Source organism: Aestuariibacter sp. A3R04 (genome assembly GCF_018860805.1).
Lineage (GTDB): Bacteria > Pseudomonadota > Gammaproteobacteria > Enterobacterales > Alteromonadaceae > Alteromonas.
The window spans coordinates 149,127-176,111 of sequence record NZ_JAHKQR010000001.1 but is presented as its reverse complement, the minus strand read 5'-3'; the positions used below and the strand labels follow the sequence as shown (position 1 = coordinate 176,111).

26 protein-coding genes are annotated in these 26,985 nt (G+C 47.7%); 9 read left to right on the top strand and 17 right to left on the bottom strand.

Annotation, left to right across the window (positions count from 1 at the left end):
• Positions 1-53: 53 nt before the first annotated feature.
• The 4 genes from KO518_RS00795 to KO518_RS00780 are packed head-to-tail and all read right to left on the bottom strand — an operon-like array spanning position 54 to position 3,692.
• The gene (locus tag KO518_RS00795) at positions 54-299 is read right to left on the bottom strand and encodes a YheU family protein (protein ID WP_216023908.1); all 246 of its coding nucleotides are present in this window, start codon (positions 297-299) and stop codon (positions 54-56) included.
• Positions 296-1,327, bottom strand: a complete 1,032-nt coding sequence (locus KO518_RS00790; protein ID WP_216023907.1) for a hydrolase — start codon at positions 1,325-1,327, stop codon at positions 296-298. Before KO518_RS00790 ends, KO518_RS00795 begins: the two co-directional genes overlap by 4 nt.
• A 6-nt stretch (positions 1,328-1,333) precedes the next feature.
• Positions 1,334-1,807 (bottom strand): TIGR02444 family protein, encoded by a 474-nt coding sequence (locus KO518_RS00785; protein ID WP_216023906.1) that lies wholly within the window; start codon positions 1,805-1,807, stop codon positions 1,334-1,336.
• Positions 1,797-3,692 (bottom strand): ATP-binding cassette domain-containing protein, encoded by a 1,896-nt coding sequence (locus KO518_RS00780; RefSeq protein WP_216023905.1) that lies wholly within the window; start codon positions 3,690-3,692, stop codon positions 1,797-1,799. The genes KO518_RS00785 and KO518_RS00780 overlap by 11 nt, the downstream gene beginning before the upstream one ends.
• 127 nt (positions 3,693-3,819) lie before the next feature.
• Here KO518_RS00780 and KO518_RS00775 point away from each other — a divergent pair, with 127 nt between their 5' ends.
• A complete protein-coding gene (locus tag KO518_RS00775; protein WP_216023904.1) occupies positions 3,820-4,026 on the top strand; it encodes a YheV family putative zinc ribbon protein in 207 nt (68 codons plus the stop codon).
• A gap of 238 nt (positions 4,027-4,264) precedes the next feature.
• Positions 4,265-5,386 carry a DUF748 domain-containing protein gene (locus tag KO518_RS00770; RefSeq protein ID WP_216023903.1) on the top strand — a complete coding sequence of 374 codons (1,122 nt, stop codon included), beginning with the start codon at positions 4,265-4,267 and terminating at the stop codon, positions 5,384-5,386.
• On the opposite strand, the gene KO518_RS00765 is transcribed toward KO518_RS00770, so the two are convergent.
• From KO518_RS00765 to KO518_RS00755, 3 genes are all read right to left on the bottom strand, one after another.
• Positions 5,383-6,084, bottom strand: a complete 702-nt coding sequence (locus KO518_RS00765) for a transposase (protein WP_216023902.1) — start codon at positions 6,082-6,084, stop codon at positions 5,383-5,385. The two genes, KO518_RS00770 and KO518_RS00765, sit on opposite strands and share 4 nt — an antisense overlap.
• A 147-nt stretch (positions 6,085-6,231) precedes the next feature.
• The gene (locus KO518_RS00760) at positions 6,232-6,450 is read right to left on the bottom strand and encodes a SlyX family protein (RefSeq protein WP_216023901.1); all 219 of its coding nucleotides are present in this window, start codon (positions 6,448-6,450) and stop codon (positions 6,232-6,234) included.
• Between the two features lie 11 nt (positions 6,451-6,461).
• Positions 6,462-7,451, bottom strand: coding sequence for a WD40 repeat domain-containing protein (locus KO518_RS00755; protein WP_216024382.1), 990 nt, complete (start codon positions 7,449-7,451; stop codon positions 6,462-6,464).
• Between the two features lie 164 nt (positions 7,452-7,615).
• Between KO518_RS00755 and fkpA the strand changes: the two genes are divergently transcribed.
• The gene (gene fkpA / locus KO518_RS00750) at positions 7,616-8,398 is read left to right on the top strand and encodes an FKBP-type peptidyl-prolyl cis-trans isomerase (RefSeq protein WP_216023900.1); all 783 of its coding nucleotides are present in this window, start codon (positions 7,616-7,618) and stop codon (positions 8,396-8,398) included.
• A gap of 249 nt (positions 8,399-8,647) precedes the next feature.
• On the opposite strand, the gene KO518_RS00745 is transcribed toward fkpA, so the two are convergent.
• A complete protein-coding gene (locus KO518_RS00745; RefSeq protein ID WP_371742205.1) occupies positions 8,648-8,947 on the bottom strand; it encodes a hypothetical protein in 300 nt (99 codons plus the stop codon).
• Positions 8,948-9,132: 185 nt separating this feature from the next.
• Between KO518_RS00745 and greB the strand changes: the two genes are divergently transcribed.
• The 3 genes from greB to KO518_RS00730 all read left to right on the top strand — a co-directional run bounded on the left by greB (position 9,133) and on the right by KO518_RS00730 (position 14,859).
• Positions 9,133-9,621, top strand: coding sequence for a transcription elongation factor GreB (gene greB / locus KO518_RS00740; RefSeq protein ID WP_216023899.1), 489 nt, complete (start codon positions 9,133-9,135; stop codon positions 9,619-9,621).
• Between the two features lie 184 nt (positions 9,622-9,805).
• Complete coding sequence (locus tag KO518_RS00735) at positions 9,806-12,133, top strand: Tex family protein (protein ID WP_216023898.1); 2,328 nt, start codon at positions 9,806-9,808, stop codon at positions 12,131-12,133.
• A 296-nt stretch (positions 12,134-12,429) separates the two neighbouring features.
• The gene (locus KO518_RS00730; protein ID WP_216023897.1) at positions 12,430-14,859 is read left to right on the top strand and encodes an ATP-binding protein; all 2,430 of its coding nucleotides are present in this window, start codon (positions 12,430-12,432) and stop codon (positions 14,857-14,859) included.
• A 99-nt stretch (positions 14,860-14,958) separates the two neighbouring features.
• Here KO518_RS00730 and KO518_RS00725 read toward each other — a convergent pair whose 3' ends face one another.
• The 3 genes from KO518_RS00725 to bioH all read right to left on the bottom strand — a co-directional run bounded on the left by KO518_RS00725 (position 14,959) and on the right by bioH (position 17,075).
• Positions 14,959-15,801 carry a putative metalloprotease CJM1_0395 family protein gene (locus KO518_RS00725; protein WP_216023896.1) on the bottom strand — a complete coding sequence of 281 codons (843 nt, stop codon included), beginning with the start codon at positions 15,799-15,801 and terminating at the stop codon, positions 14,959-14,961.
• A gap of 4 nt (positions 15,802-15,805) precedes the next feature.
• Entirely contained in the window at positions 15,806-16,138 is a 333-nt protein-coding gene (locus KO518_RS00720) for a hypothetical protein (protein ID WP_216023895.1), read from the bottom strand.
• Positions 16,139-16,283: 145 nt separating this feature from the next.
• On the bottom strand, positions 16,284-17,075 hold the full coding sequence (gene bioH, locus KO518_RS00715) for a pimeloyl-ACP methyl ester esterase BioH (protein ID WP_216023894.1): 792 nt from the start codon (positions 17,073-17,075) through the stop codon (positions 16,284-16,286).
• 54 nt (positions 17,076-17,129) lie between these two features.
• Here bioH and KO518_RS00710 point away from each other — a divergent pair, with 54 nt between their 5' ends.
• The gene (locus tag KO518_RS00710; RefSeq protein ID WP_216023893.1) at positions 17,130-17,828 is read left to right on the top strand and encodes a ComF family protein; all 699 of its coding nucleotides are present in this window, start codon (positions 17,130-17,132) and stop codon (positions 17,826-17,828) included.
• On the opposite strand, the gene KO518_RS00705 is transcribed toward KO518_RS00710, so the two are convergent.
• Complete coding sequence (locus KO518_RS00705; RefSeq protein ID WP_216023892.1) at positions 17,804-20,389, bottom strand: M14 metallopeptidase family protein; 2,586 nt, start codon at positions 20,387-20,389, stop codon at positions 17,804-17,806. The genes KO518_RS00710 and KO518_RS00705 overlap by 25 nt on opposite strands.
• Before the next feature lie 126 nt (positions 20,390-20,515).
• Between KO518_RS00705 and nfuA the strand changes: the two genes are divergently transcribed.
• On the top strand, positions 20,516-21,094 hold the full coding sequence (gene nfuA, locus KO518_RS00700; protein WP_216023891.1) for a Fe-S biogenesis protein NfuA: 579 nt from the start codon (positions 20,516-20,518) through the stop codon (positions 21,092-21,094).
• 219 nt (positions 21,095-21,313) lie between these two features.
• Here the strand turns inward: nfuA and KO518_RS00695 are convergent, their stop codons facing one another.
• Positions 21,314-22,591: an MATE family efflux transporter gene (locus KO518_RS00695; RefSeq protein WP_216024380.1), complete on the bottom strand. Its 1,278-nt coding sequence runs from the start codon at positions 22,589-22,591 to the stop codon at positions 21,314-21,316.
• A 91-nt stretch (positions 22,592-22,682) separates the two neighbouring features.
• Here KO518_RS00695 and KO518_RS00690 point away from each other — a divergent pair, with 91 nt between their 5' ends.
• Positions 22,683-23,780 carry a polysaccharide deacetylase family protein gene (locus tag KO518_RS00690; RefSeq protein ID WP_216023890.1) on the top strand — a complete coding sequence of 366 codons (1,098 nt, stop codon included), beginning with the start codon at positions 22,683-22,685 and terminating at the stop codon, positions 23,778-23,780.
• A 54-nt stretch (positions 23,781-23,834) separates the two neighbouring features.
• Here KO518_RS00690 and KO518_RS00685 read toward each other — a convergent pair whose 3' ends face one another.
• From KO518_RS00685 to KO518_RS00670, 4 genes are read right to left on the bottom strand one after another with little or no spacing between them, the layout of a single operon-like run.
• Positions 23,835-24,431, bottom strand: a complete 597-nt coding sequence (locus KO518_RS00685) for a GNAT family N-acetyltransferase (RefSeq protein ID WP_216023889.1) — start codon at positions 24,429-24,431, stop codon at positions 23,835-23,837.
• 5 nt (positions 24,432-24,436) lie between these two features.
• Positions 24,437-25,087: an SCO family protein gene (locus KO518_RS00680; protein WP_216023888.1), complete on the bottom strand. Its 651-nt coding sequence runs from the start codon at positions 25,085-25,087 to the stop codon at positions 24,437-24,439.
• Positions 25,084-26,001 (bottom strand): heme o synthase, encoded by a 918-nt coding sequence (gene cyoE / locus KO518_RS00675; RefSeq protein ID WP_216023887.1) that lies wholly within the window; start codon positions 25,999-26,001, stop codon positions 25,084-25,086. The genes KO518_RS00680 and cyoE overlap by 4 nt, the downstream gene beginning before the upstream one ends.
• Positions 25,994-26,980: a heme A synthase gene (locus tag KO518_RS00670; protein ID WP_216023886.1), complete on the bottom strand. Its 987-nt coding sequence runs from the start codon at positions 26,978-26,980 to the stop codon at positions 25,994-25,996. Before KO518_RS00670 ends, cyoE begins: the two co-directional genes overlap by 8 nt.
• Positions 26,981-26,985 lie beyond the last annotated feature (5 nt).

Sequence of the window (26,985 nt, the reverse complement as noted above, 5' to 3'; positions counted from 1 at the left end):
CAACGCCCGCTACACCTTCTGATTCACAGAAAAAAAGCCTGACGATGTCAGGCTCACTCTCCTTCTGCAGAGAAGGCTTCTCCCTGTTCGTAATCGTCTTTTCGATGAATATTTACCGAGTCATGTAACTCAGAGTAAACCAACACAGTTTCGCCGCTGCGCAACGACGCCATCACTTCCTTTACTTTGTCATCGAAACTCACTTCCACTTCACCATAGTCGGTGCCCTCGCGCAGCACGAAGGATTCTGCAACATTTCGCAGGGTGTCAGTTTCCAGCGTATGAATAGGAATAATCATTCTGTTACCTTCATGGGTAAATAGGCATTAAAAAATTCAATGGCACGGGATTGCAACCAAATTGTAGGCGCAGTGACATTGCCCTGCACAAATCCTACATGGCCTCCGTACTCACTTAACTCAAGGGTTACTGCTCGGGCCAGATCTTTTTCTTCTGGCACCACAGAAGGGTGCATAAATGGATCGTCTAAGCTGTGCAAAATAAGTGTGGGGCAATGAATAGCACTTAGAAATGGATAAGCACTACACTTTTCATAATAGTCGGTTGCGTCAGTAAAGCCATGCAATGGTGCGGTAACGCTCTCATCGAAAGCCTTGAAGGAGTCAAGTTGCTTGACCTCCTGCATTGAAATGTCGATGATGCCACCATAATCAATGCGCTGCATTTTTTTGAGCAACGTACTTTTCATACTTTTTAGCAGATAATTTTGGTATAACTTGGAAAAGCCCTGATTGATGCTGTCACTGCACGCCGCTAATTTCATGGGCGCAGACACAGCGATGGCCGCTTGCAACCAGGGTTGAGAAGGATGCTCTCCCAGCAGCTTCAACAGCATGTTCCCCCCCAGCGAAAAGCCGATAGCAACTTTTGGTATGCCTGGATGTCGCTTCTCAAGCCACGTAAGAAAAAATGCAGGGTCGGAAGTTTCACCTGAATGGTAGGCTCGGGGCTGACGATTTATTTCGCCGCTACACCCTCTGAAATGCATCATCACCACCTGCCAACCCCGTTGACTCAATGCCGCCATCATATCATTGGCATAGTGGGAACGAATGGAACCTTCAAGTCCGTGAAACATCACCGCGATACCCGTTACTTCGACGGGTTTCGGTCCCCAGGCAATATCGAGAAAATCGTCGTCAGGTGTTATCAACCTTTCCCAAGTGTACTTCACCGGTTGGCGCTTTTGGATAAATCTGGGCCAAATGGTTTGCACATGCCGATTTCTGGCCCAGCGAGCGGGTGTAAAACGACTTCGCGTTATTCGCCCATGACCTGTGGATGGTTGAGAACAAATTGACTGCATAAAGGTTTAAAGTTGCTTGATCACTGCCGTGATCCTGCTCACCGCATCTGGTTGTTGGCGAAGGTTAAAAACATTTACAAAACTGGCAATACTGCCATTCACGCCAGAGAGTGATACGTATTCCACGTTAAGCCGATTGAACATGGTGGTCAGCGCTTCTTGTTGTTCCAACTCTAACGCCAATTCCTGTTTCTTAAGCGCTTCATAGGCAGAGGCATCCTCAGGTCTGGCTACTTTCGCCCGTTTGCGCTGCCGACGGTGAGCAATGAGCTTTCGTTCCGTTTCTTCTATTGCAGCCAGTAAAACCTGCCACTGGTTCAACGTTATTACCGCGCCGTTTTGCAGACACCAGCACAACAGTAACAGCATGTTTACGTTCACCTTGAAATGGTCTTGCAACGCAAGCGCGTTCTCAGACACCGCCGGGCGGCCATAGATCTCCAAACTGTACTGCCAAAAAGTATCTGCGTTAAGATTCATATTCAGTCCTTGCCATTTCCATTGCTTCCTGTGCTTCCAACCAAGCCATCTCATGCTCCTCAATAGCCTGCTTAAGAGATGCCTGCTCCTCAAGCAACGCCAGAAGCGTTGCTTTGTTTTCTTCGGCATACAAATCTGCGTCACCGAGACGGGTTTCCACCTCTGCCAGTGCCGCCGATTTATTTTCCATCGCTTTCTCGTGTTTTTCCAACGCTTTCTTGAGCGGAGCGACCGATTGTCTGAATGCAGCTTCTCGTCGCTTTTCTTCCTTGCGATCAATTTTTGGTTTATCTTCTTTAACCGGTTTTTCCTCAGTTTGCTGTGTCAGTATCCACTGTCTGTAGTCATCCAGATCACCAGTAAAGGGTTCCACTGTTCCGCGGTCAACAAGATAGAAATCTTCGCATACCGATGATAAAAGGAAGCGGTCGTGGGACACCAATACCATGGCACCGCTAAACCCCTGTAACGCCATGTTCAGAGCGTGACGCATTTCCAGATCCAGATGGTTAGTGGGCTCATCCAGCAACAATAAATTAGGTTTTTGATAAACAATTAACGCCAACACTAACCGAGCCTTTTCACCACCCGACATAGGAGCCACCGGGCTAAGCGCTTGATCACCGTGAAATCCGAATCCACCGAGAAAATCTCTCAGCGATTGTTCCGTCGCCTTTTTATCAATACGTTGCAAGTGCAGTAAGCCAGAAGCTTTGGGATCAAGCGTTTCCAACTGGTGCTGTGCAAAGTAGCCCACATTGAGCCCTTTGGCTGTTGTAAACGTACCCTGCATTGGTTCGTGTACACACGCGAGCAACTTGATGAGCGTAGATTTACCCTGCCCGTTGCGACCAAGTAAACCAATGCGGCTACCGGGCACCAGATTCAACTTAACATCGGTTAAAATAACCTTGTCGTCGTAGCCCAAACGAATATCCCGCATCTGCACCAACGGATTTGGCAGCCCTGTGGGTTCGGCAAATGAAAAGTTAAATTCACTGGCGATATGAGCTGGTAGCAACTGCTCCATGCGTTCGAGTTGCTTAATGCGACTTTGCGCTTGTTTGGCCTTACTGGCTTTGGCCTTGAAACGGGTAATAAACGATTCCAAATGTGCAATTTTGTCTTGTTGCTTTTGGTAATCAATATTTTGCAGGCGAATTCGCTCTGCCCGTTGTTTTTCGTAAGAAGAATAGTTTCCGGTGTACGCCACCAGTTTTTGTTGTTCCACACTGATGATATTCGCCACAGTGTTGTCGATAAACGCCTTGTCGTGACTGATTAGCAGTAAGGTACCCGCATAGCGCTGCAGCCACTTTTCGAGCCAGATAACAGCGTCTAAATCGAGGTGATTAGTGGGTTCGTCAAGCAGTAGCAAATCCGACGGGCACAACAGAGCCTGCGCCAGATTCAAACGCATCCGCCAGCCACCGGAAAAATCGGTTACCGGCGACGATAACTGTGCCGTCGTAAAGCCCAAACCGGCCAAAATAGTCGCCGCCCTTGCTTCCACATCATATGCACCGGCCTGTTCGAGCTGGCCGTGAATTTGACCTATGGCTTCACCGTCCTGACGTCTTTCTGCGTCTGCCAGGTTTGCCTGTAGCTCTCTTAAGTGTTTGTCGCCGTCGATAACATACGCCAAGGCCGACCGTTCTACCGCCGGCGTTTCCTGAGCCACACTTACAATACGCCAGTGTTCTGGCACCTTGCAATCGCCAGCGTCTACCGTCAACTCGTTGCGCAATAACGCAAATAAACTGGATTTACCACAGCCATTACTGCCAATAAGGGCTGTTTTATGACCAGGAAAAAGTTGTGCCGACGCATGCTCTAAAAGCACTTTGCTGCCGCGCATCAGGGAAACGTCAGATAAGGTAATCATGCCCGGGAAGTTGTCCTCCAAATTCAGCCGCGTATGATAACAAACTCCATCGGCGATGGCTTGTTTTTCACAGCCATGGCACCATGTTCTGCGTTGTACAACGCACCATTGAGGTCAGGGGTTCAGAATGACTGAAAGAAAGAAAAAACGATTTATTGCCGGAGCGACGTGTCCGAAGTGCCAGGCAATGGATTCCATCATGCTGTTTTTCGAAAACAATGTAGAAAAACTGGAGTGCGTAAAATGTGGGTATTCACAATCGCAAACCGACGAAAATGTGGGAGCAAAAGTTCGCGCTGACGAAAACGTTATCGGCGTATTTAAACCTCACTAAATTGTTACCTCTGCATCGTCTTTCCCTTTTGTTACTTTTACTGGCAAGCGGGTAAGACGTGCACGGGCTGAATTCAAGTCAGCCTCATTCTGGCAGTCTCACGTTCAAAACAAAAATCACTCCCAATAAAATCAAACCCTTACCCACTAAAAGATGTGCTTTTTTAGATCCCTTTACTGGCACGGGAATTGATGTGTTTATCTATAAATTTACCACATAGCACGCGGGCGGATCTTCGATGAACGGAAAAACATTAACTGTCTATAAATTAGCATTGTTTACCCTCGCATTTATTTTTTTACTGCGCCTCATACTTCCTTTTGCCGTGCAGTGGTACATCAACGACACACTGGATAATGGCAGGACATATACCGGTAGCGTGGGTGATGTGGACATCATGCTTTGGAGGGGGGCATATCGAGTTGAAGATATCTTCATATTCAAACGCTCAGGTGAAATAGAACAGCCATTTTTTAGTGCCAAAAAGGTGGATATCAGTGTGTTGTGGTCAGCAATTATGGACCGCACCGTGGTTGCTACTGTATTAGTAACAGCGCCTTCAATAAATGTTGTCGATGGCACTTCCACCTCGCGCAGCCAGTCAGGAGAGAATGAAAACTGGTTATATCTGGCTGATCAACTGATGCCTTTAAAAGTGGACCAATTGACTGTTCAGCGCGGTGCGGTGCGATTTCTTAATCCCAGTGCCGGTGTAGATGTGTCGTTACACCACCTTGACGCTACCGCTATCAACTTAGTTAACAGCCGGGATTTATCAAAAAACCTGGTTGCAACTCTCAACGCGACGGGAAAAACCACCCAACAGGGAACACTCATACTCACCGCATCGCTTAATCCGGCCACCCCATTGCCAACGTTCGACATCAACTTGCAAGTCAGTGATGTTGCACTGGTGAACTTTAAAAGCCTGTTGGACACCTATGCTCCTTTTGATTTAGAAGCAGGACACCTTGAGATGGCTATGGAACTTGCCTGCGACAATGGCACCATTGAAGGCTATGCAAAACCTATCCTTCACAATGTAGACGTATTCTCGTGGAAAGGCGATATAGAGCGAGATGACGATGGCATTGTTCGCGGAATGACTGAAGCCCTATCAGGGTTTGTCGCAGAACTTTTTGAGAACCAGGAAAAAGACCAAATTGCTACACGTATTCCTATTTCTGGCTCGTTGGACGATGTAAACACGCCCGTTCTCTCTGCCTTAGGCGGCATTCTTCGCAATGCGTTTATCAAAGCCATAAACAGCGACCTTGAAGACAGCGTAGAATGGGAAGACATCAATAAGACAGAACCATCAACACAAGCTAAAAAGGACGACCTCGCGACAAAGCACTAGATTTGCACAGCGGGAGGGTATTTTCGCGGCCTGCCCCGCTTTCCTTCGGTTAATCGCCTGCCGGTTACCTGTTCTATGCGTCGTATAAAACCTTCATCACCCATGGCTAACCCCATGCGCAATGCCTTTTCGATGGCGCGGTCGGCTTCTGGGTTGTCGTCGTGTAACCTCTGCAGATGCAAACGCTGCCGAACCACAGGCTCCGCCGCTGTTCGAAGAAACGCATTGTGGGGTTGAACAGTGGGATGCGCGGCATTCAAAGCATTAACGCCAGCACTTGACCAGGCATAATACTCAGGTGCTTCACAAAGCCCTTCAGTCACAGGTTTCTGTTCTACATAGCGGTAAACCTCCAACAGAAGGTGATCATCCAGAACCAGCGCAGACTTGTATCTGTCGCGCCAGATACTACCCTGGGTGCCGTGTCGCTGATGGTAGAACTGGGCATACAAACGACCGGTAGCCTGAAGCGTTAACGAAATACTGTCGCTTTCAGACGGGGTACACAATAACAGAATGCTGTTTTTAGCTGCACACCAGCTATGCATCGCTACCCCGTAGCGGGATGCATAGCGTGAGAGATAATCCAGATAGGTGAGTTTGTCTGTATCGTCAATGAAGGGCGATACGTCGTCGCGCCCCAAACGCTGGATGAGTTGAGGTACGCCTGCCACAGAGGTTCTGAGTTTTCTGGCCATAAGGATGCCGTCCGGTTCGCGGTTCCAGTGAGGCAAACACCAAAGCGATTGCCCGAAACTATTCATAGTTACAGCGTAGTCAAAGAACGTGTTTTTTTCTAAATTAATGCTGCCGAAGCCCCATTTAGTAGCGCCATCGTCCAGGCTCTAATAATGAGGTGGAGGCATTTCCTCTGAGAGTTTCGCTATGTTTGAAGGTTCAAAGCCTTTCACTTTCTCCATAACGTGACGAAGTTGCACCTGGAGCTTTTCAATTTGATATTGTTGCTCAGTCAGTGCTTCGTTAAGGGAGTCGATAGTGTGCTCCTGAAACGCAACTTTTGTTTGTAATTCTTCGATGGCCATTACGGCTTCATCAATTGTCATATTGTCCTGCATTAATCCACTGCCCATAATTCTGCTAAGCCGCTGCTGCTCTCGGATAAAATTTTTCCGTCAGACGTGAAACTCACCCCATACACCACCGCAGTCGCAGGGCGGGATCCAACTTTGGCAGCCACTTTCCATTCACCTTGCAGTTCACCGGTTCTAACGTCCCACAGATATATTCTTCTAGACGGAGCCCCGGTAAGCAAGTACTTACCATCATCGGAGAAAACAGCATCGGTAAATATTTTCTGCCGTGCAATATACTTGAGGTTGCTAACCGGTGCACCCGTTTGTGCATTCCATATTTTAGAATCGTGTTTGCTATCTGCGGTAAACACGTATCTACCGGCATCGTCCAGTGCAACTTTTGTCACTCTACTGGAATGGGTAAACGTATGAATAATTTGGCCCGTTTTCGTGTTCCAAAGATAAGCCACATAGTCGTTACTGCCCGTTAAGGCGTACTGACCATTGGGCGAAATATCCACACTATTGATGCGCTCCTGATGGCCTAAAAACTCCAAACGACGCCCGGTTTCCGGTTCAAAATACATAACCTTACCGTTGCTTCTGCCCACTAAAATACCCTTGCCATTATTGCTAACAGCAACGTCGCGAATGGTAGATTCGTCAATACGCCAAAATCCTTCTGGTTCGCCACTGTCGATACTCCACAGTGCAAAGGCATCTTTGTCTGTTGTCACCACGTAGCGACTGTCTGCAGAAATATGAATGGCAAGTACAAGGTTGTTGCCTTCGCTTTGGTGTTGCCAGTGATAGAGGATTTTTTCGTCGTTGTTATGCCAGACACTAATGCCATTATCTACGCCGGACACCACGCTCAGCTTTCCGTCTACAGAAATATCTGCAGCAAAGGTGCCATCTTTTCCATGTTGCCACTTTTCCACTGGATGGGAATCGGGTACCGTACACCCTTGTGAAAAAAGCAAGACAGTGGTCAGTGATAGTATTCTTTGGAACAATCGTCGATGAATCATGTCTACAGGTTTCGCTTTATCTACGGCTGTGTTTACCATAGCATGGATAGTTGATGAACAATTTAGCAAAATGATTTTACCATTGATCCTTTTTCTAAGTTTATTAGTTAACGTTAAAACACCCGTGCCAGCGCACGGTTTTTATTTTTTAAATGGAGAAGTTTATGCGTAAGTCGCTCGTCGCCTTATCAACCGTAGCCGCCTTGGGTTTGTTTGCGTGTCAGCCAAATACCGACCAGGTCAGCGAAACAAAAGAAGCAAAAGACACTGCCACACAAAGTGCTGCGGCAGCAGATATGACTGATGCACAAAAACAAGCCTATGCCATGGGAGCGAGCATGGGTCTATTTGTTGCCAACCGCGCCAAGCAACAGGAACAGTTGGGAATGCCTCTTGATCAGGATGCGCTTCAACAAGGCTTCGAAGACGCATTGAATAATGATACAAAATTATCACAAGGTGATATTCAGAAGTTTGCTCAAGCTGGCGAACAACAAATGCGTGAGAAGCAACAGGAAATGGCGGCGAAAGCCGCAGAAGAAAATGTCAAAATTGGCGCTGACTACCTTGCTCAAAATGCAGAAAAAGAAGGCGTAACAGTTACCGATTCAGGCTTGCAGTATGAAGTTATTGAGGAAGGCGAGGGCGCCAGCCCGGACGCGTCTGATACCGTTAAAGTACATTATCACGGCACTTTGATCGATGGCACTGTTTTCGACTCGTCCTATGAAAGAAAAGAGCCGGTTATTTTCCCACTCAACCGCGTTATTCCAGGATGGACAGAAGGCGTTCAACTGATGAAGGAAGGCGCTAAATACCGCTTCGTTATTCCTGCAGAACTGGCCTATGGAGAGCGCTCCACGGGATTAATTACACCAAACTCCACACTGATTTTCGACGTTGAGTTACTAGAAGTCATTAAAGACGATGAAGAGGCAGCAGAATAATTCAGCGCCTGTGCAACAAAAAGCCGACGAAAACGTCGGCTTTTCTTTTGGGTATCTCCGTACCTGCAAAATGTCCCTACGTGCATATCGCCTGTTTAGGTTCAAGCGCGTGCCCGGATAAGAATTCGGGCTTAACTGTTTATGCAGCAATCGTTTGCTTCATCTATAATTTAGAGGGAATACCATGAACCTGCCAGTATTTTTATGGAACAATTGGCGATAAAAAAAGACTGTTTATGCGGTAGCGTTTTAACTGTTGTCTGACAGCAAAAGTCTCCTGCGCTCAGGACGCACTTTCAGTGTCGCGCAGTGGCGAATCATAATATGACCAACTTTATAAGATAACAGGCCTCCGACAATGAGTGCAGCCGTTTTAACACTGTCGATTTGAACCAGCACATCTATAATGCCTATGGCAAACAAAGTGACACCTGAAAGGAACAGTAAAAAGCCCACTATCGTGATGCTATTAGTTACACCACTGGCGGTGGCTGACACCCCCTCTTTTTTCTGCTTACAATGCTGTTGACTGTCCATTGGTTTACTCACAGTTTGTCTCCACATTAAGTATGGATTGTTATATGACATTTGTGCCAGGTTTTTGTTCAAATATTATGCGTCAAAAATGCAATAATGTTAAAATTCATATTCAAAATCATCACGATATCCTTTGCTTATCGGCACAATTTCATTTTTTATTATCAGATAAATCGTACAAATAGTGAATTTTTAGTATGCGAACGCCGTTGATCACGCGAAATGGATATAAGAAGTTACAAGATGAACTCGACCATTTGTGGCGGGTAGAGCGCCCTGAGACCACAAAAAAAGTAGCTTGGGCCGCCAGTCTGGGTGACAGAAGTGAAAACGCCGATTACCAGTACAACAAAAAAAGGCTCCGGGAAATAGACAGACGAGTGCGCTACATACGCAAGTGCCTCGAACGACTCAAAGTTGTAGACTACTCCCCGGAACAAGAAGGCAAAGTATTTTTTGGCGCCTGGGTTGAGATTGAAAACGACGAGGGTAAAGTCATGACCCTTCGCATTGTCGGATATGACGAAATTTTTGGGCAAAAGGACTTCATCTCTGTGGATGCGCCCATGGCCCGCGCTTTAATTGGAAAAACTGTAGAGGACGATGTGGAAGTTAAAACAGAAGCCGGCCACTTTACCTGGTGGATAAATAAAATATGGTACGACACAAACGACCGCATTAAATAATTGACTGACGACCAAAATCAAAAGTTGCAAGAGCGTGTATCCACCTCTGAAATCCGAGTAAAGTGAGACGAACGCCATTCTACTGCTTTTCATCAGTGCTATACTTGCGCCACTTTTTATGACACGAACCATGCCCGACCCATGAGCGCGGGCCAGACCTATCAGGAACGCAACAGAGTTCATTATGATCATCAACAAAATTGCCGAAGAACTAGCCGTCAACGCCAATCAGGTGCAGGCCGCAGTTACATTGCTTGACGAAGGGGCAACAGTGCCGTTTATCGCGAGATACCGAAAAGAAGTTACCCAGGGTCTGGATGATACTCAGCTTCGCACACTGGAACAGCGCCTTACGTACCTTCGGGACCTAGAAGATCGCCGGGCAGTGATACTGAAGTCCATTGACGAGCAGGGCAAACTCACTGATTCCCTGCGCAGAGATATTCAATCGGCAGACAGCAAAACCACGCTCGAAGATCTGTATTTACCTTACAAGCCACGACGGCGAACCAAGGGCCAGATTGCCATTGAAGCCGGCTTAGAACCGCTGGCGGACGCTCTGTTTAAAGACCCAACACTAACTCCTGAAAATGAAGCAAAGGCCTTTATATCTGCGGACAAAGGGGTAGCCGATGAGAAGTCGGCGTTAGAAGGCGCGCGCTATATTCTGATGGAGCGTTTCGCAGAAGATGCAGCCCTGCTGGCAAAAATCAGACGCTACCTCAACGACAATGCCTTTGTAAGCAGCACTGTTGCGCCTGGAAAAGAGCAGGAAGCAATAAAGTATAAAGATTACTTTGACCACCACGAAAAGCTCAAAACAGTTCCCTCACATCGCGCTCTGGCCATGTTCCGCGGGCGCAATGAAGGCATGTTGCACATTCAGTTAAATGCCGACCCGCAAAACGAAGATCCACTTGCCCCTTCACACTGTGAGCACATTATTGCCGACCATTTCATGATTGCCGATAAAGGTCGCCCCGGCGATGTATTCTTAAAACAGGTGGTGCAATGGACGTGGAAAATTAAAATTGGCCTGCACATGGAAACCGAGTTGTTTGCCGGCCTGCGTGAGCGAGCAGAAGAAGAAGCTATTAGCGTTTTTGCCAAAAACCTCAACGATTTGCTCATGGCTGCACCTGCCGGTGCCAAAACCACTATGGGCCTCGATCCCGGCTTGCGTACAGGGGTGAAAGTTGCCGTGGTGGATAAAACCGGCAAAGTTGTCGCGACTAACACAATTTTCCCTCATGCACCGCAAAACGCATGGGACAAGTCCCTGCGCACTTTGATCAATGTGTGTAAACAACACAAGGTTGAACTCATCAGTATTGGCAACGGTACTGGGTCGAGAGAAACCGACAAGCTTGTATCTGAAATGCTTAAAGTTGCACCAGAGCTTGGGGCGCAGAAAATTATGGTAAGTGAGGCCGGGGCATCAGTTTATTCAGCTTCAGAACTGGCTTCGAAAGAGCTGCCCGACTTGGATGTGTCACTGCGAGGCGCGGTGTCCATAGCACGCCGGCTACAAGACCCGCTGGCAGAACTGGTAAAAATTGAACCGAAAGCCATTGGCGTGGGACAGTATCAGCACGACGTAAGTCAGAGCCAATTGGGCAAATCCCTTGATCGCGTCATCGAAGACTGTGTAAACGCCGTGGGGGTTGATTTAAATACCGCATCGCCAGCCTTGTTGTCTTATGTATCGGGATTAAATAAAACCCTGGCCCAAAACATCGTTGCCTTCCGCGACAATAACGGCGCATTTGCCGATCGCAAATCCCTGTTAAAAGTGGAACGGCTAGGGCCTAAGGCATTTGAACAGGCCGCAGGTTTCCTGCGAATTACAGCCGGCACAAACCCGTTGGACGGCTCCGCCGTTCACCCTGAGGCATACCCGGTGGTAGATAGTATTGTTGACCGCACACAGGTAGCCGTGAATGATTTAATAGGCAACACCGAACTACTGCGCAAGTTATCACCAGATGACTTCACCAGCGATGCTTTTGGTTTGCCCACTGTGAAAGACATACTGAAGGAATTAGATAAACCAGGCCGCGACCCCCGCCCGGAATTTAAAACCGCCACCTTTAAAGAAGGTGTGGAAACTATCAAGGATCTCAAACCCGGCATGGTCCTGGAGGGAGTGGTGAGCAACGTAGCTAACTTTGGTGCCTTCGTGGATGTTGGCGTACACCAAGACGGGCTGGTACACATCTCCGCCCTGACCAACAAATTTATCAGCGATCCGCGGGAAGTTGTTAAAGCCGGCGACATTGTGAAGGTGAAAGTGCTGGAAGTAGATGTTCAGCGCAAACGCATATCTTTTACCATGCGACTGGACGACACACCAGCGCCGGCTTCAGATAAACGTTCCCAGGGCGGCAAAGCGAAAAGCAATAAACCCCGGCAAGGCAACCGCAATAGCGGCAGCAGGCAGTCGTCTTCGCCATCAAATGCGGCGATGGGAAATGCTTTTGCCGATGCTTTCGCTAAGGCCAAGCAAAAATAAGGCGCTTTCAAAATATCTTATTATTGACATTCAAAGCGGCCCAAACGGGTCGCTTTTTTAATTTAAAGACATTTATACACGACTCTGGTAGCTTTAAATAAATCGAACTTCCTGCTTGTAATTTGTGCTTTCCATTACCCAGGAACATAATGTTTTAATAATAAAAAGTATCGAGCAACATTGTGTGTTATTCCTATTTAGCTAGTTTCCGCCTTATTTTCTGCTTTGTAGCTATCGTGTTTCCCGCTTTTAGCTATGCAACTCTCACTGGCGAACTAAAAGAGTTAGCGCAAAGAATGCAAACGGAAATACCGGCACCTGTGGGTGAAATCATTCGGGATCTTGAACATCGGTTGCAGTCTGATGCCTATACGGCCCCGGAAAAAGCCCAGATAGCAGCAGAATACGTGTTGTATTTGGTAAGAATGCATCAAACCAGTGCAACTCCGATAACCGGCATTCTTGAATCGTTAAAGCACGACAGCGAAAATGGAGCAGCCATTAAAATAGGTTTAGCGAGAATGTACGGCATTGATGCGCGGTATGATCTCGCCCACCCCTTGTTTGACGAGCTATTGGCCTCACCCTCGCTCTCCCCCAGGTTACAGGTACTTACTTATATCTATTTAATGATAACGAATAGCGAGAATCAGGTATTTGTGCAAAATGCCAGCCTGCTCGAGTCGTTAAATACACTGATGCGAGAGCACGACCTTCCCAATCTTGACCCATTATACCACTATGCCGTGGCGGACTATTACCACGCTATACGCTCGCTGGACATCGCTCTAGAGCACTATTTACTATCACTACCTCAAGCACAGGCTCGTAACGACTGGATACTCGCCAGTGACAATCTCTACTCTATCGGCATTCTGTACCGAAACAAGCAAGACTATGCCAAGGCCATTGATTATTTCGAAAGAACGGCGAACACAGACAGTAAGCTAGATTCTCATTATGGCGAATACATTGCCATGTATGGAAAGGCCACAGTATTTTTTCGCTGGAAGAAATTCGACGAAGCACTGGCAATATCAGAAGATGTGCTGAAACATCCTTATGCAGCCTCTTACTTTGAAAGCGAGTTATACAAATACCGGGCAAAAGCCTTCCTCTCGCTACAGCAATTCAAAAATGCACGGATAGCTCTGGAAAATGCCCGCAGGGTTTTTGATGAAAATCGAACCGACGAAGTAACAACATGGCGTGCAGAATTGCAGCAAATCGCTTCTGAAATTACCGCTGCACAGGGAGATTTCAAAACCGCCTTTGAGCAATATGTACAATTTCATCAAGACTATATAGAAGCTAAAAAATACGAAGACTTAGAACTTCTTGAAAGCTCAAAGCTGGTTAATGAGATTGCATTGGAGAAGCAACGGGCAGCGGAATTGGAAGCAAAAAATGAAGCCGTATCCAACCTTCTTTACGCGACAGAAGCGGCGGAGGAGAGTCACCGAAAGTATAACCAATGGTTAGTAATTTTTATCATCATGGCTTTTATCACGGTTGTGATTATGCTCACTCAGCTGCGAAAGATCCGTGCAACTAACCGTTTGTATGCAGAAGCCAAAGAAAAAGCAGAGTTACACAATCAGCTTAAATCCGCGTTCATTTCCAACATTAGCCACGAAATACGTACCCCTCTCAACGCTATCATTGGTTTTGGGCAGGTACTCACAGAAAAACTCGAGAACACTCCCCACCAACGCCTGACGTCTCAAATTGTAAACTCCTCTGATATGCTACTTCAGCTTATAAACGACTTGCTCGATTTTTCAAAAATTGAAGCCGGCAAACTGGAGCTTGATGAAAATCCCTGCAAGATTCGACATAGCTTGAGAAAACTCGGCGATATTTTCCACGCCCAGGCGACAGCGAAAAAGCTAAAGTTTACCTTTACCATCGATAGTGACATTCCCCCCATAATGATCTTCGATGAATTGCGCGTTAAACAGGTGCTCGCCAACCTTATCGCCAATGCAATAAAATTTTCCAACGAAGGCGACATTCACATAACACTGACGACACTGGCACTCACAGACAATTATTGCCGGTTGAGGGTGAGTGTAGCTGATACGGGTATTGGCATTACAACAGAGCAACAACGACGTCTGTTTGAACCCTTTATGCAGGCTGAATCCTCCACAGCCCGTAAGTTTGGAGGCTCTGGCCTGGGGCTTCACATTTGTCAGCAGTTACTTGCTCTAATGGGGTCAAAGCTCAGAGTAAACAGTGAGCCAGGGAAAGGAGCTACATTCTATTTCGAACTGAATTTACCCGTTGCCAACACCCTCATAGTTACACCGTCCGCGCCAGCACAGATATCCTCATTTGAGAAAACAAATGTGTTGCTGGTGGAAGACAACGACATCAATGTTGAAGTGATTCAGGCGATGCTGAGTACGACAAATTTAACCATAACCCGAGTAGAAAACGGTCGAAAAGCACTGCAAAGGTTGTCCCGGCAAACCTTTGATCTAGTCATGATGGATATTCAGATGCCGGAAATGGACGGCTATGAAGCCACGCAAATTATCAGAGAGAGTTTACAGTTAAACGTACCTATTGTTGCGCTTACGGCTAACGCAATGCAACAGGATATCGATGCATGTGAAAAGGCAGGGATGAATGCTCATGTGGGTAAACCTATTGAGAAACAACAATTGATAAAAGTACTGAGTGAGTACCTCGGTGTTGCGCCACAGGAAACGCCCATTTAAGTCTCTAAGCCAACAAAGACTGCTAATCAGCTTTTCCCTGACACAGGCAAAATGAAAGACGAGCACAAACTAAACAGCCAAATTCAAAAATGTATTGCATTACGCCGAGACGGAAAAACCACCGACTTTAGGTGAAACCTGATCCTGATAGAACTGTTGAATAACGCCAATACGATTTTGGTAAACCTCATCCTGGATCTCTAACTGCCGAGCCCCAGTTCCTTCAACGGAAAAAGCATCATCGACAGTGGCTTGGGAGGCTTCGCCGATACCGCCTTCATTTGAAGATAATTCAGCCCGAGCTTCCGCAGCCTTACGACTCGCCTCGCCAGCAACTTTCAAATCCTGGGCCGATGGTTCCGCTGGCGCTAGTGCAGCGGCGCGAACCTGCTCCATTTTTCGAACAGTTTGCTCAGGAGAGTCGGCTTCAGAAACATCGATGCTCACTTCACCGTCAGTGACATAGCGTTTTCCGTCGGGGCCGGTGTCATACTCATACTGAGGAGAACCTGCGTATTGTCCGCCGGCTGCAGCGTGAGCCTGTTCGTGCTGACGTACTTCCTGATCGCGGGCTTCGAGGGATTCTATTTCTTTCTGCTGCGCTTGCTGTTGCTGCTTTTCTTCTGCTGAACCTTTGCCAGCACTTTCTTTATCTCCGTTGTCTGTATCACTACTTTGGGCTTCGTTGCTCTCGTTTTGCAAAACGTCAGGACGGCTATCAACCTGTACCTGGGGACGCTCATAGGTTACAGGAGCAGGTTTTTGCCCCGGTGATTTTGCGCGATCAGACTCTGACCCAAGGCCTTGTTCCGACGTGCCTTGTTCAGCCTCTTTAGAAGGAGGAATAGTATCTTTCAGCAAGTTTTCCCGACGGGCAGCCTCAGTGCTCACATTCGCCGTAGTGAACACTAATGAAGTGGGGACTGGCGTAACGATATTCATGTTGTCAGGTGAGCGTATCTATGATGGTACCGACTGTATCGAAAGCAGTATCTACTACTTTCGCTGACGCTAACGCATTGTTGCTGTTTAACTGCAACGAGACTAAATCTGACGTAAGGCTATCTCCACCAGAAGGCAAAGTGTTTCTCACATTGGTGAGGTTTTGTAGCGATGCATTAACCAATACATCACCGGTGCCATTATTTTCTACGCTGTTTTGTGCAGCCCGCTGTGCAATATTAACCGACGCCAAGGTCATACCTTGGTAGGCGTTTTGCAGACCGCTCATACCCGACACGATGGCCGAATTAATACTATTGCCAACAATACTCGACATAAAATAGACCTCTACTCTCTCATGGTTAATTATTAACCAAAAAGAAAAAAAGGAGAAGCCTTTAACCCATTTTTTTTACGCGCCTTGCTTCAAAGGCAGACTCCCTCGACAATGTGTACAAAAAAACATTCATAACATCAGCAACCTACGCGGAATAAGCAAATTGCCGAATAATGTCCGCCGACTGCTGAGGGTGAGAAATAAACGGCGCGTGTGAGGCGTGAGGCAATACGACTGTATCACTCTGAGGATGTAATTCGCAGATCCTGTCGATACCGCTGGTGGGGACTAAACTGTCTAATCGCCCATAAATGCGAAGCGTGGGCTGCTTAATTTTTCCGACTTGATGCCTGAGATCTTCTGTCGATAACAAATTCAAGGCCGATTTTAACGCTGCTTCTGATGGTGATGGGAAAGCGCTGATACTTTGTTTTATTGCTTTCATGTCTTGTTTGGCGGTAGCGCTACCCATTGCCTGGATAGCGAGAAAGCGCTCCAGAGTTTTATGATAATTACGGGCAAGTTCTGCCTCAAATTGTGCCAACAGTTCAGCTTGAATACCTGGCCAACAAGGACCGTTCACAAAGCGCGGCGTCGATGCAATAGTAACCAGCGCCGCCACCCGTTCGGGATAGTCCATAGCAAGTTGTTGCGCAACCATACCACCCAGAGACCAGCCAGCCACAATACTCTGATGTGGCAGTATGTCATGAATGGCATGGGCCAAGGCGCCTACAGAATAGGTATCGGGCAAATAGCTGTTGTTTTCGCCGAACCCGGGCAGGTCGATAGTGGTAATGCGAAAATCTTGCTCCAACAACGGAATAAAGTGTTCAAAGACCCCACTGTTCATTCCCCAGCCGTGCAGTAAAACCAGATCCTTTCCTGTACCCGTGGTACGGCTGACGAGTTGCTCTGACACATTTACATTTAACACTAACGTGACTCCTCATTCTCTTGCTGTAAGAAGCGCAAACACAAAGTGGAAAGTATGGTCCAAATTATGCGAGTTCCCAATCTAGCCTGTTTACTTTGTCACCAGTACAGCCCGGCGACCGTGTGTGACTTTTGCAAATTTGATACCCGCTTTATATTACAGCTTAATTATTACGGTAATCTACTTCGCTATCCAGTCATCAGCAAACAGTTTCGTCACACTGCCTACGATGGCTTGCTGGCTTTAGGAGAATACGCATGGCCTTTCGACGAACTTATTCACAGAATGAAGTTTCACCGCTGCTTGGCAAGCATAGATCTTCTCGCCAACTGGTTTGTCGAACAGTGTATGGACGAAGAGACACTTTTGCCCGACTGCCTGCTACCCGTTCCTGTTCATTTTCAACGCTTCCTACACAGGCGATTTAACCAGTCAGCTCAACTCGCCAAACGCATCGGCGCGAAAATTCAGCGGCCGGTCTTTTACGACTGGGCAAGCCGAAAATACGGCAAAGCACAACACACCTTGTCAAAAGCAGATCGCTTGCTCAATTTGCGCAGTGCATTTTCAGTTGCTCTACCAGCGTCATTTCATCACGTTGCCATTGTCGACGACGTAATGACAACAGGCGTCACCGCAGATGTACTGGCTAAACAGTTACGCGCTCAACACCCCGATCTCATCGTTGATATTTGGGTTATGGCGCTTACCTGTAAAACGCCTTTGCGCTACCGCACCAGGTGCGTCGACTGATAAATAACATTCCCCATCAACTTACCCGTGCCATACCAATACCCCCTAAAAAGGGGGTTATCAACAAACCCTATTACTACACCTTTCCCTTTTTGCTGCACCAACACTGCGGCAGAATCGGCAATCATATTTTGCAATTGACTCGCGCTGAATCCAGCCATTAGAGGTTTGTCGGTATAATATGCCGGCTGAGTGAAAGGGCTTTTTTCGGCCCTGACAATCATGTTACTCGTTTTAAATAGCGGCAGAGTATCACCGGAATAACCAAAAAACAGAGGATGGGTGGGGTCGATGTGCGCATTATACACGGCACCAGCGATGATCTTACTTGCCGCCAAAGCGGCTTTATCTTCGTACCCCATCGAATCGGTAGGAAACGCGCGATCAATGGTTTCTCTGGCAACCACTTCCGCATCTAACAAGTTTCTGCCCACGAAGAATCGCAACGCCGTTTTCTGTCCGATGAGCACCCCGCCTTTTCGCACCCATTCACTCAAATGACTTACCACGTCATCTGCTATATCGCTGTAGCTACCGCTGACGAAAATAATATGGCTGTAATCGGCGAAGTCCACATCTGCTAAGCGGGCTTTTTCAACAATTGATGGAGAAAAACCTACCCGTGTATCTAAGTAGTGCCACACTTCACCGGCTTCCGATGACGAGGTTCCTTCCCCTCCCACAAGTAAAACACTGGGCTGCGAAATCGCCGACATTGTGCGACTCCCTAAATCCGCTCCCTTCGGAGTGAAGCCGCTGCCAATGCTGTAAACCTTAACACCAGTTAAGAGAGAAGCTTCCTGGATGTGCGAAACGAGACTATGAGGCTGCGACAGGGGCGTGGGCACAACTATAGTGCCAGCGGCGAACTCCACAACGCTGCCATTAGTTAATGTTGCACTAAACGGCGCCTCAGCACTGCGCACAGCTACGCCGGCCTTAAGCAACTGCTGAAGCATGGCTGGTGCAAAGTAATTATTCCACTCAAAGGCATAAGCATAGGCATCTTCGGAGACAACTGGTTTTGTTGTCTTTTGAACAGGTGAGCCATACTTTAACGCGCGGCCATCGCGCTTGCTCAGCACGGCATAATCAAGATTAAAAGCCAGTGCAATATTCCAGTTGGAAACATCGTAAAAAGTGTTTTCTGCGAACGATTGGCGGATTGAAAACAAGCTTTTCACCAAACGATATTTGGGTTGATCAAACGGCACCACGAGACTTCCTGCGGGGAACGTCTGCTCATCTCCCTTAAAAGCTTTACTGATGTAGCGATAGTCAATGTCGTGCTGTTCAAAAATGTCTGTTAGTGCCTGCAAACGACCGTTGTCCCGGGGTAAAGCAATAATGCCACCAAAATCAGTGTCGTTTTTAATCGCGTTCTTTGTGTCATCGTAAAACGTGTTTTGGTACGTCAATATAGCGGGCTTGTTCGCAAGAGCCCCTTTGATAGTACTTAGTGTAGTAGTGACCTGGTTTTGAATCGTTTGCGCAAACGCCAGTTCTCCGTTCATGGTGTTTTGCAGGTGCCCGCGACTGCTGGCCTGCTCAAACAGAATACCGATACTTCCCAGCGCGTCTGGGTAAGACGAACCTTTGCCGTAGTAAAAATCGTCGAACGCCTCTTCGGAAAAATACAATTGGCCCGCCTCATCAAATGCTCTGGCGTGATAGGCGGCCAGTGCCTCGGTCAGACGGACGTTGCCATCAGGCGTATTCGGGTTTTTCCTGGACGGCACCCCAGGCTGGAAGAAGTACGTACTATTTGAGCCCATCTCATGGTGATCAGTGAGAATATGAGGCCGCCATTTTTGGAAGCTTTTAATTCTGGCTCGCGACTCCGGATGAGTGAGCAGTAGCCAGTCACGATTCAAATCGAACCAATAGTGATTGGTCCTGCCTTTTGGCCACACTTCCACGTGTTCGCGGGTCAGCGGGTCTGCAACCAGATTCTTGCCTTTATGCATGTTGGCCCAGTGAGCAAATCGCGACATCCCGTCGGGGTTTAGGGCAGGATCGAGCAACACCACGTTTTCATTGAGTAATTCGGCTACAGTATCATCGTCACCCGCTGCCAAATAATAGGCCATAATCAGGGCGGCATTGCTGCCAGAAGGCTCATTACCGTGGATACTGTACCCGAGATAAAAAAACAAGGGCGCATCTCTTTCGGTCTTTGCTCCCTGGTTTACAGTGTCGAGATGAGCTTTCCGCCAGTCGGCAAGCTTGGGGCGATTTTTCGGGTCGGTAATGGTTAATAGTAACAGCGGTCGATTTTCGTGCGTATACCCAGTTACTTCAAGCGTCACGCGGTCAGATGCGTCAGCCAGGGCGTACATGTAAGCTACCAGTTGATCATGACGAACATGCCAAGTCCCCACTTCGGCCCCCAAGAAGGATGCCGGTGTAGGAATAGCCGGGTTGTAGTTAACCCCCTCAGGAAGGTAAGCGCTTGCTGGTTTTCCTCCCGAGTCTTTAAATACCGGGGCCGCAGTAGCTGACATACTGAACAGCAACATGGAAGCAACGATTCTGATCGTGGAAATTATTTGTAAAGCCATTTTCCTTTCCTGTTGTTTTTTGTACTTTCGACCATACTTCTAACCGTGTTAAACAAATACCCGACTGTTTTGCTCAGGTAAATTTGTTATTATAGGCGCAATAAAGATGCAACGTAGGATTTGTTAATGATTACTATATCAGAAGAAGCACAGGCTCACTTTGCAAAACTGTTGGAAAAACAAGATGCTGGGACGAACATCCGTGTGTTCGTCGTAAACCCCGGTACATCCACAGCGGAGTGTGGTGTTTCTTATTGTCCTCCGACAGCGGTTGAACCTGAAGATATTCGCATACCGTTCAATGGTTTTGATGCGGTAGTCGATGCTGAAAGCGCCCCTTTTCTGGAAGACGCAGAAATTGATTACGTCACGGATCAAATGGGGTCACAGTTAACGCTGAAAGCACCGAATGCAAAAGCGCGAAAAGTAGCTGATGATGCGCCCTTGGTCGAACGTGTGAGCTATGTGATTGAAGCCGAAGTAAACCCTCAATTGGCCAGTCACGGCGGCAAGGTGGTACTGCTGGAAATAACCGAAGACGGCTACGCTATTCTGCAGTTTGGCGGTGGATGTAACGGTTGTTCAATGGTAGATGTCACCCTGCAGGACGGTATTGAAAAGCAATTACTGGAACAATTTCCCGGGGAGCTTGTGGGTGTGCGAGACGCGACCAAACACGAATCTGGCGAACATTCATATTACTAGCTGCGATGAAGAAACGCGCTGTCACGTCTTCAGGTCTGTTAAACAGTTGGCGTCGATTCAAACTCGGCCTAGGACTCTTCGTTGCAGGCGCGTTTTCGTTGCTGTTGTTAAGCCATATTCACCGGTTTTTGTATTATTTTTCACTCGGCGTCCTACTGATTGGGTTTGTTATAGCAATATCCGGTTATCTGATGTTGCTGTGGCACAGGCTTAAGGTAATTAACCCGCGTGCCCGGCCGCCCTCTGCCGACGAATAATAGCAATGAACACTGCACCTAGAGTTGCGCCTCTGGCGAACAAAAACGCCAATAATGCATACCACAGCGCTTTATTCCCCGCAGATTGAGTAAGCCACCATACCGGGAAATACACGCAAAATGCACTGATCACCATAGTGTTGCGCATGGCTGAAGAGCGGGTGAGCCCCACGAAGACCCCGTCAAATAGAAAGCACCAGTGACCGAGAAGCGGCAACAATACCATCAGTGGCAAATAGGCTTGCGCAGCTTTAGCTAAGGTTGGAAGATCAGTAAGTAAAGCAATTATGTGGCCGCCAAAAAAACCGAATACCACAGCATAGACAACGGCAAAAGCCGATGACCACATGAGCCCCCGTCGGGTATGTGCAAGAATATGTGAGGCTTTTTTACCACCAGCAGCCTCTCCAACCAGGGCTTCTACAGCATAAGCTATGCCGTCCAGGCCAAGGGCAATCAGTACAAAAAACTGCATCAGTATGGCATTTACAGCCGCAGAGGTTTCACCTAAGCGAGCCCCTTGAAGTGTCAAAAATGCCAGGCATAGCTGCAGCGCCAAGTTGCGAATCAACATATCACTATTTAGCTTGAGCAGGACTTTCCTCGCCGCACTGTTAAACCACATCAACGATGGGCGAATTAACCTCGTTAGTCTTAGTGCAATGAATAGGCTCATGACTGTCATACTGTATTCAGCTATGACACTGGCCAGCGCTACGCCTTTCACCGACATGTCCAAGCCGTAGACAAAAGCAAAATCCAGCCCGCCGTTAAGTAGATTCCCCACAACCTGAATCCACAGGACCCAGCGTGTTTGCTGCTGTCCCACCAGCCAACCTATGAGGGCAAGGTTTAGCATAGCGGCAGGGGCTCCCCACACTCGCACATGAAAATACGCCTCGGTATACATTGCTACGTTAGTCGAGGAATTCGCCAAAAACTGACCGGCCGACAAGACAGGAGCTTGCAGTGCAAAAATAATCAGGCCAAGCAACAGCGCCGTCATGGCCGTTTGCCAAAGCACTTTGGCTGACAGGAGCACACTATCACTGACGTCGCCTTTAGCCTGCGCACTCAACCCAGTAGAGGACATTCTTAAAAACCCGCACACCCAGTAGATTTGGGTAAGGATCAATGTTCCAATAGATGCGCCGGCCAACATAGCAGATGAATCCATGTGCCCCATGACCGCCGTATCAACCAAGCCGAGTAAAGGCGTGGTAACATTGGCCAGAATCATGGGTATGGCCAGTACTAATAACTGTTTATGGGCGGACCAATTGATTGCTTCAGTTTTGCTCAATGACGTATTTTAATGAAGAGGATGGTGAATGAAGTTTACCAGAAGGCACATAGCTGCGCTGAACTACGCAACGCTTATTTCTAGTTTCATATTGATTTCACTGTTTCAGGCTGCGCCTGCTAATGCCCAGACAAAAAACCAAAGTAATGCAGTAATTTTGCTATACCACCATGTGTCTGCAAGCACGCCAGCGAGCACCAGTGTGCCGCCTGAAATATTTAAAGAGCACATGACATACTTGGCCGAGCACTACTCGGTATTGCCTTTACCAGTTATTGTAAACGCCATTAAAAATAGCAAGCCGTTACCAGACAAGGCCATTGCAGTTACCTTCGACGATGGCTTTGAAAACATTCTGACCAATGGCCATAGCGTAATGAACGCATTGTCGCTGCCGTACACAATTTTCATCAACCCTGCGGAAATTGGCCGACAAAAAAGCCAGTTAAACTGGGAGCAAGTGAAAAAGCTGCATGAGGAGGGCGTGGATTTTGCCAATCATACCCTTGACCATTTGCACATGCTCGATCGCCTGAACGGAGAGAGCGAAGCAGCATGGTTAGACAGGGTGTGGAAAAATGTAGAGGAAGCCGAAGCACAAATACGCGAGCACACTGGTGAATCGCTTAAATACCTGGCCTACCCCTTTGGGGAATTCAATCAACAGTTAGCCAATCGGGTAAAGCAGGCGGGATACATCGGATTTGGTCAACATTCAGGTGGCGTCGGTCCCCACAGTGATTTTGCCGCGTTACCTCGCTTCCCCGCCGCCGGTCCCTACGCCAGAATGTCATCGTTAAAAGTAAAAATGGCGAGTCTGGCCATGCCAGTGCTATCGCAAACTCTCCAGAACCCCGAGTTTGCGGCCAATACACTTGTGGGGAAGCAAAGCATCACAGTCAGGCAAGAAGATGTGCGATTAAAACAGGCCGCATGTTACTTTCAGGGCGAAACCCTTCCGGTTGATTTTAGCGATAATACTCTCAGCTATACATTGGACAAGGCATTGCCTATTGGGCGTTCAAGAGTAAATTGCACTGCGCCCTCTGCCTCCAAGCCGGGTCGATATTACTGGTACTCTCAACCGTTTTTTGTTGCCAGAGAAAATGGCACGTATCCGGACTAGTACAGCAAACTCCGAGAAACAGGACTAAAATAAGTAGACGGTTGATGCCACGAATTAAAGTGGTGCCACCCCCTTTTTCATCGTGATAAACGGTGCAAAACTCTGTTGTCCAACAAAACCCAAAGCCTCGTAAAAGCGCAGCGCGCCCAGGTTTTGCGCTTCTACATCTAAAACCAGTGACAATTTGCCCAGCTTTCTCGCTTTGCATTCCATATAGCGAACTAAGGCCGTGCCAACACCGCTTCGTCTGGCTCCAGCGGCAACAGCGAGATGACCTATTCCCATCTCGAGTACAAGTGGAGAGTGAAGCGCAATCGCGTGTTCCTGACTCCGTATTACCACTTCCAAGGCTTCATCGATACCGAAGTAGTCGGTGATAGCATTCAGGGTGTCTCTATCAAAATGCTCTGGTAACGCATCATGCCAACAGGATGCGATACCAACAATATTGTCGTCTACACACGCCAGCCAGTGGTTTTCAAAGCCATACTGTCCCGTCCCCCTGAGCCAAGCGGCAAAGAGAAAGGCAAACGCTTCATCGCGATTTCCATTTCCAAAAATACTGGTTAATAAACGTTCCGCTGCATCCAGTAATAACGGCACCGCTACTTCCACATCCCTCGCGGTTGCCTGTCTTACAACAACTGTCATTACAACTATTGAAGTTTCACAATTTCCGGCATATCGACAAGGATTTGCTCGACATCACTGATTGCTAACTTTCCTGGCTCCATTATTGGCTTGAATCGTCCAATGACTTCGGCATTGGGGTTAATAAGAACAACAGACGCACTATGATCGACCAAATAGTCAGGATTTTCTGTATCTCCTGCTATTGCATACATCAAACCTAAATTTCTTACAAGCGGAAACAGATCTTTGTGTGGGCCCGTGGCCGCGATAAACTCTTCGTTGAAATACCCGATATAGCTTTCAAGCCGTTGAATGGTATCTCTTTTAGGGTCAACGGACAAAAATAATACCTGAGTAGGATACTCGGACTTTATAGACGAAAGTTCAGGCCATATTTTATTCAGTGATGCCATCGTTGTTGGACAAATATCCGGGCAATAGGTATATCCTACGAAAACCAGTGTCCAGGCGTTTTGAAGGTTTTTCTTGGTAAACGGATGGCCATTGGCTTGAGTTAGGTCGAAAGGCTTAATCGGTCTTGAAGCCGGATAAAAAGTAAAATACTTTACCTCGACACTTTCTGAGGCAGAGGGTGGCGCAAGGTTAACGGCCCCCCAAATACCGGCGATCAACGCCACAACAGCGACAATGCCGGTTACTATTCTTTGATTCATAAGCTAACAGGTACGTAGTGGTCAACAAGCAGTACTACGAACAATACCATGAGATGCAATATTGAATAGCGAAATGTTTTAATGGCCGTATCTTCTTTGCAGGCAAATTTCAGTTTGTAAGCCCATACCACAAATCCGGCGTTGAGTATCAGAGAACCGGCTAAATAGATCACGCCGGACATCCCAACTAAATAAGGCAGTAAACACACCAGTACGAGTAAAATGGTATAAGCTAAAACCGAGGTTTTTGTAAACCCTTCGCCATGGGTGACGGGTAACATGGGCACATTAGCTCGGGCATAATCTTTTCGGCGGTGGATGGCCAGTGCCCAGAAATGCGGTGGTGTCCAGGTAAAAATAATTAACACCAGTAACAGGGCATGAGCGTGAACGCTACCAGTCACGGCTGTCCATCCGAGCAGGGGTGGCGCGGCTCCGGCTAAACCACCTATGACAATATTTTGCGGCGTAGCTCGCTTTAGAAACATCGTGTAAACAACGGCGTACCCCACTAAGCTTGCTAACGTTAGCAACGCAGTAAGGGCATTTACCCAAAACCACAGCAAGGCGTACCCTGCAACACCGAGGAAGGCAGCAAAACACAGAGCTTGCGTCGCAGATACCTTACCCCTGACCACGGGCCTGTTAATAGTGCGAGCCATCATGCCATCAATTCGGTGATCAACCACATGGTTAATCACCGCCGCTGACGATGCCAACATACCTATCCCTAACATACCTGCCGATAATACCTGCCATTTTACCCAACCATCTGTGGCAAGACACATCCCCACCAATGCTGTTAGCAATAAGAGCAGGACGACTTTGGGTTTAGTAAGCTCATAATAATCACGCCAGGTTGTGCGCTGCCTTGCCCGTGAAGGACTTGTAGAAAGAGCGACAGATTTATCCATGAATTTCTCCCTGCACGCGGGACACCTGATAGGTAATCCACACCATGACCAACAACAAACAGGCCGCAACCAGGTTGTGTGCCACTGCAACAAACACCGGCAAGCTCAACACGATATTACTTACCCCAAGGGTTACTTGAAGCATCAGAATAGCAATTAACATTGTACCCGCCGTTTTCATTGACGACGATACGTCCTGACGCCATAACCTGAACCCCAGCCACAGTAAATACAGGAACGTTACAACTGCGCCAGCCCGATGAACAATGTGCATTGTCATGCGTTCGCCATACCCATGGGCTCCAAATTCGTAAGTTTCTGCATAGGGAACACTAAAAGCACCAGAGAAATCCAAGCGTTCCGCCCAGCCATCTTCACAAACCGGAAAATCGGTACACGCCAGTGCCGCGTAATTGGCAGAAGTCCATCCCCCCAAGCCAATTTGCATTAGTAAAATCGCCATTCCCACCAATGCGCATTTGGTCAGCATATTTATACGCCTTGGTCGACGTACTGGCTCTCTCAGCTTTAAATGATAGAGGAACAAGCAGGCGAGAATACTGAAGCCCCCTAATAAGTGGGCCATTACAACCACGGGCAATAAATTAAGGGTAACTGTCCACATGCCCAATGCAGCTTGAAACAATACCAGCCCCACCAGAAACAACGGCAATCGCACAGACTGACCGGCACGGCGATTTTTAACAGCTAAGATGGCTATGGTAAAAATGCATACACCCAACGCACCGGCAAAATAACGATGAATCATTTCATTCCATGCTTTAGCCGCCTCAACCGGTCTTTCAGGGAATGCCAAGTTTGCCGTATCCACGTGTTCTGCTTTGGTAGGCACAGTAAGCAAGCCGTAACAACCTGGCCAATCAGGGCAGCCGAGACCAGCGTCCGTTAAACGGGTATACGCCCCCAGCACAATAACAACCACCGCAAGGATCAAACTAAACAGTACAAGTTTTCTCATCACTT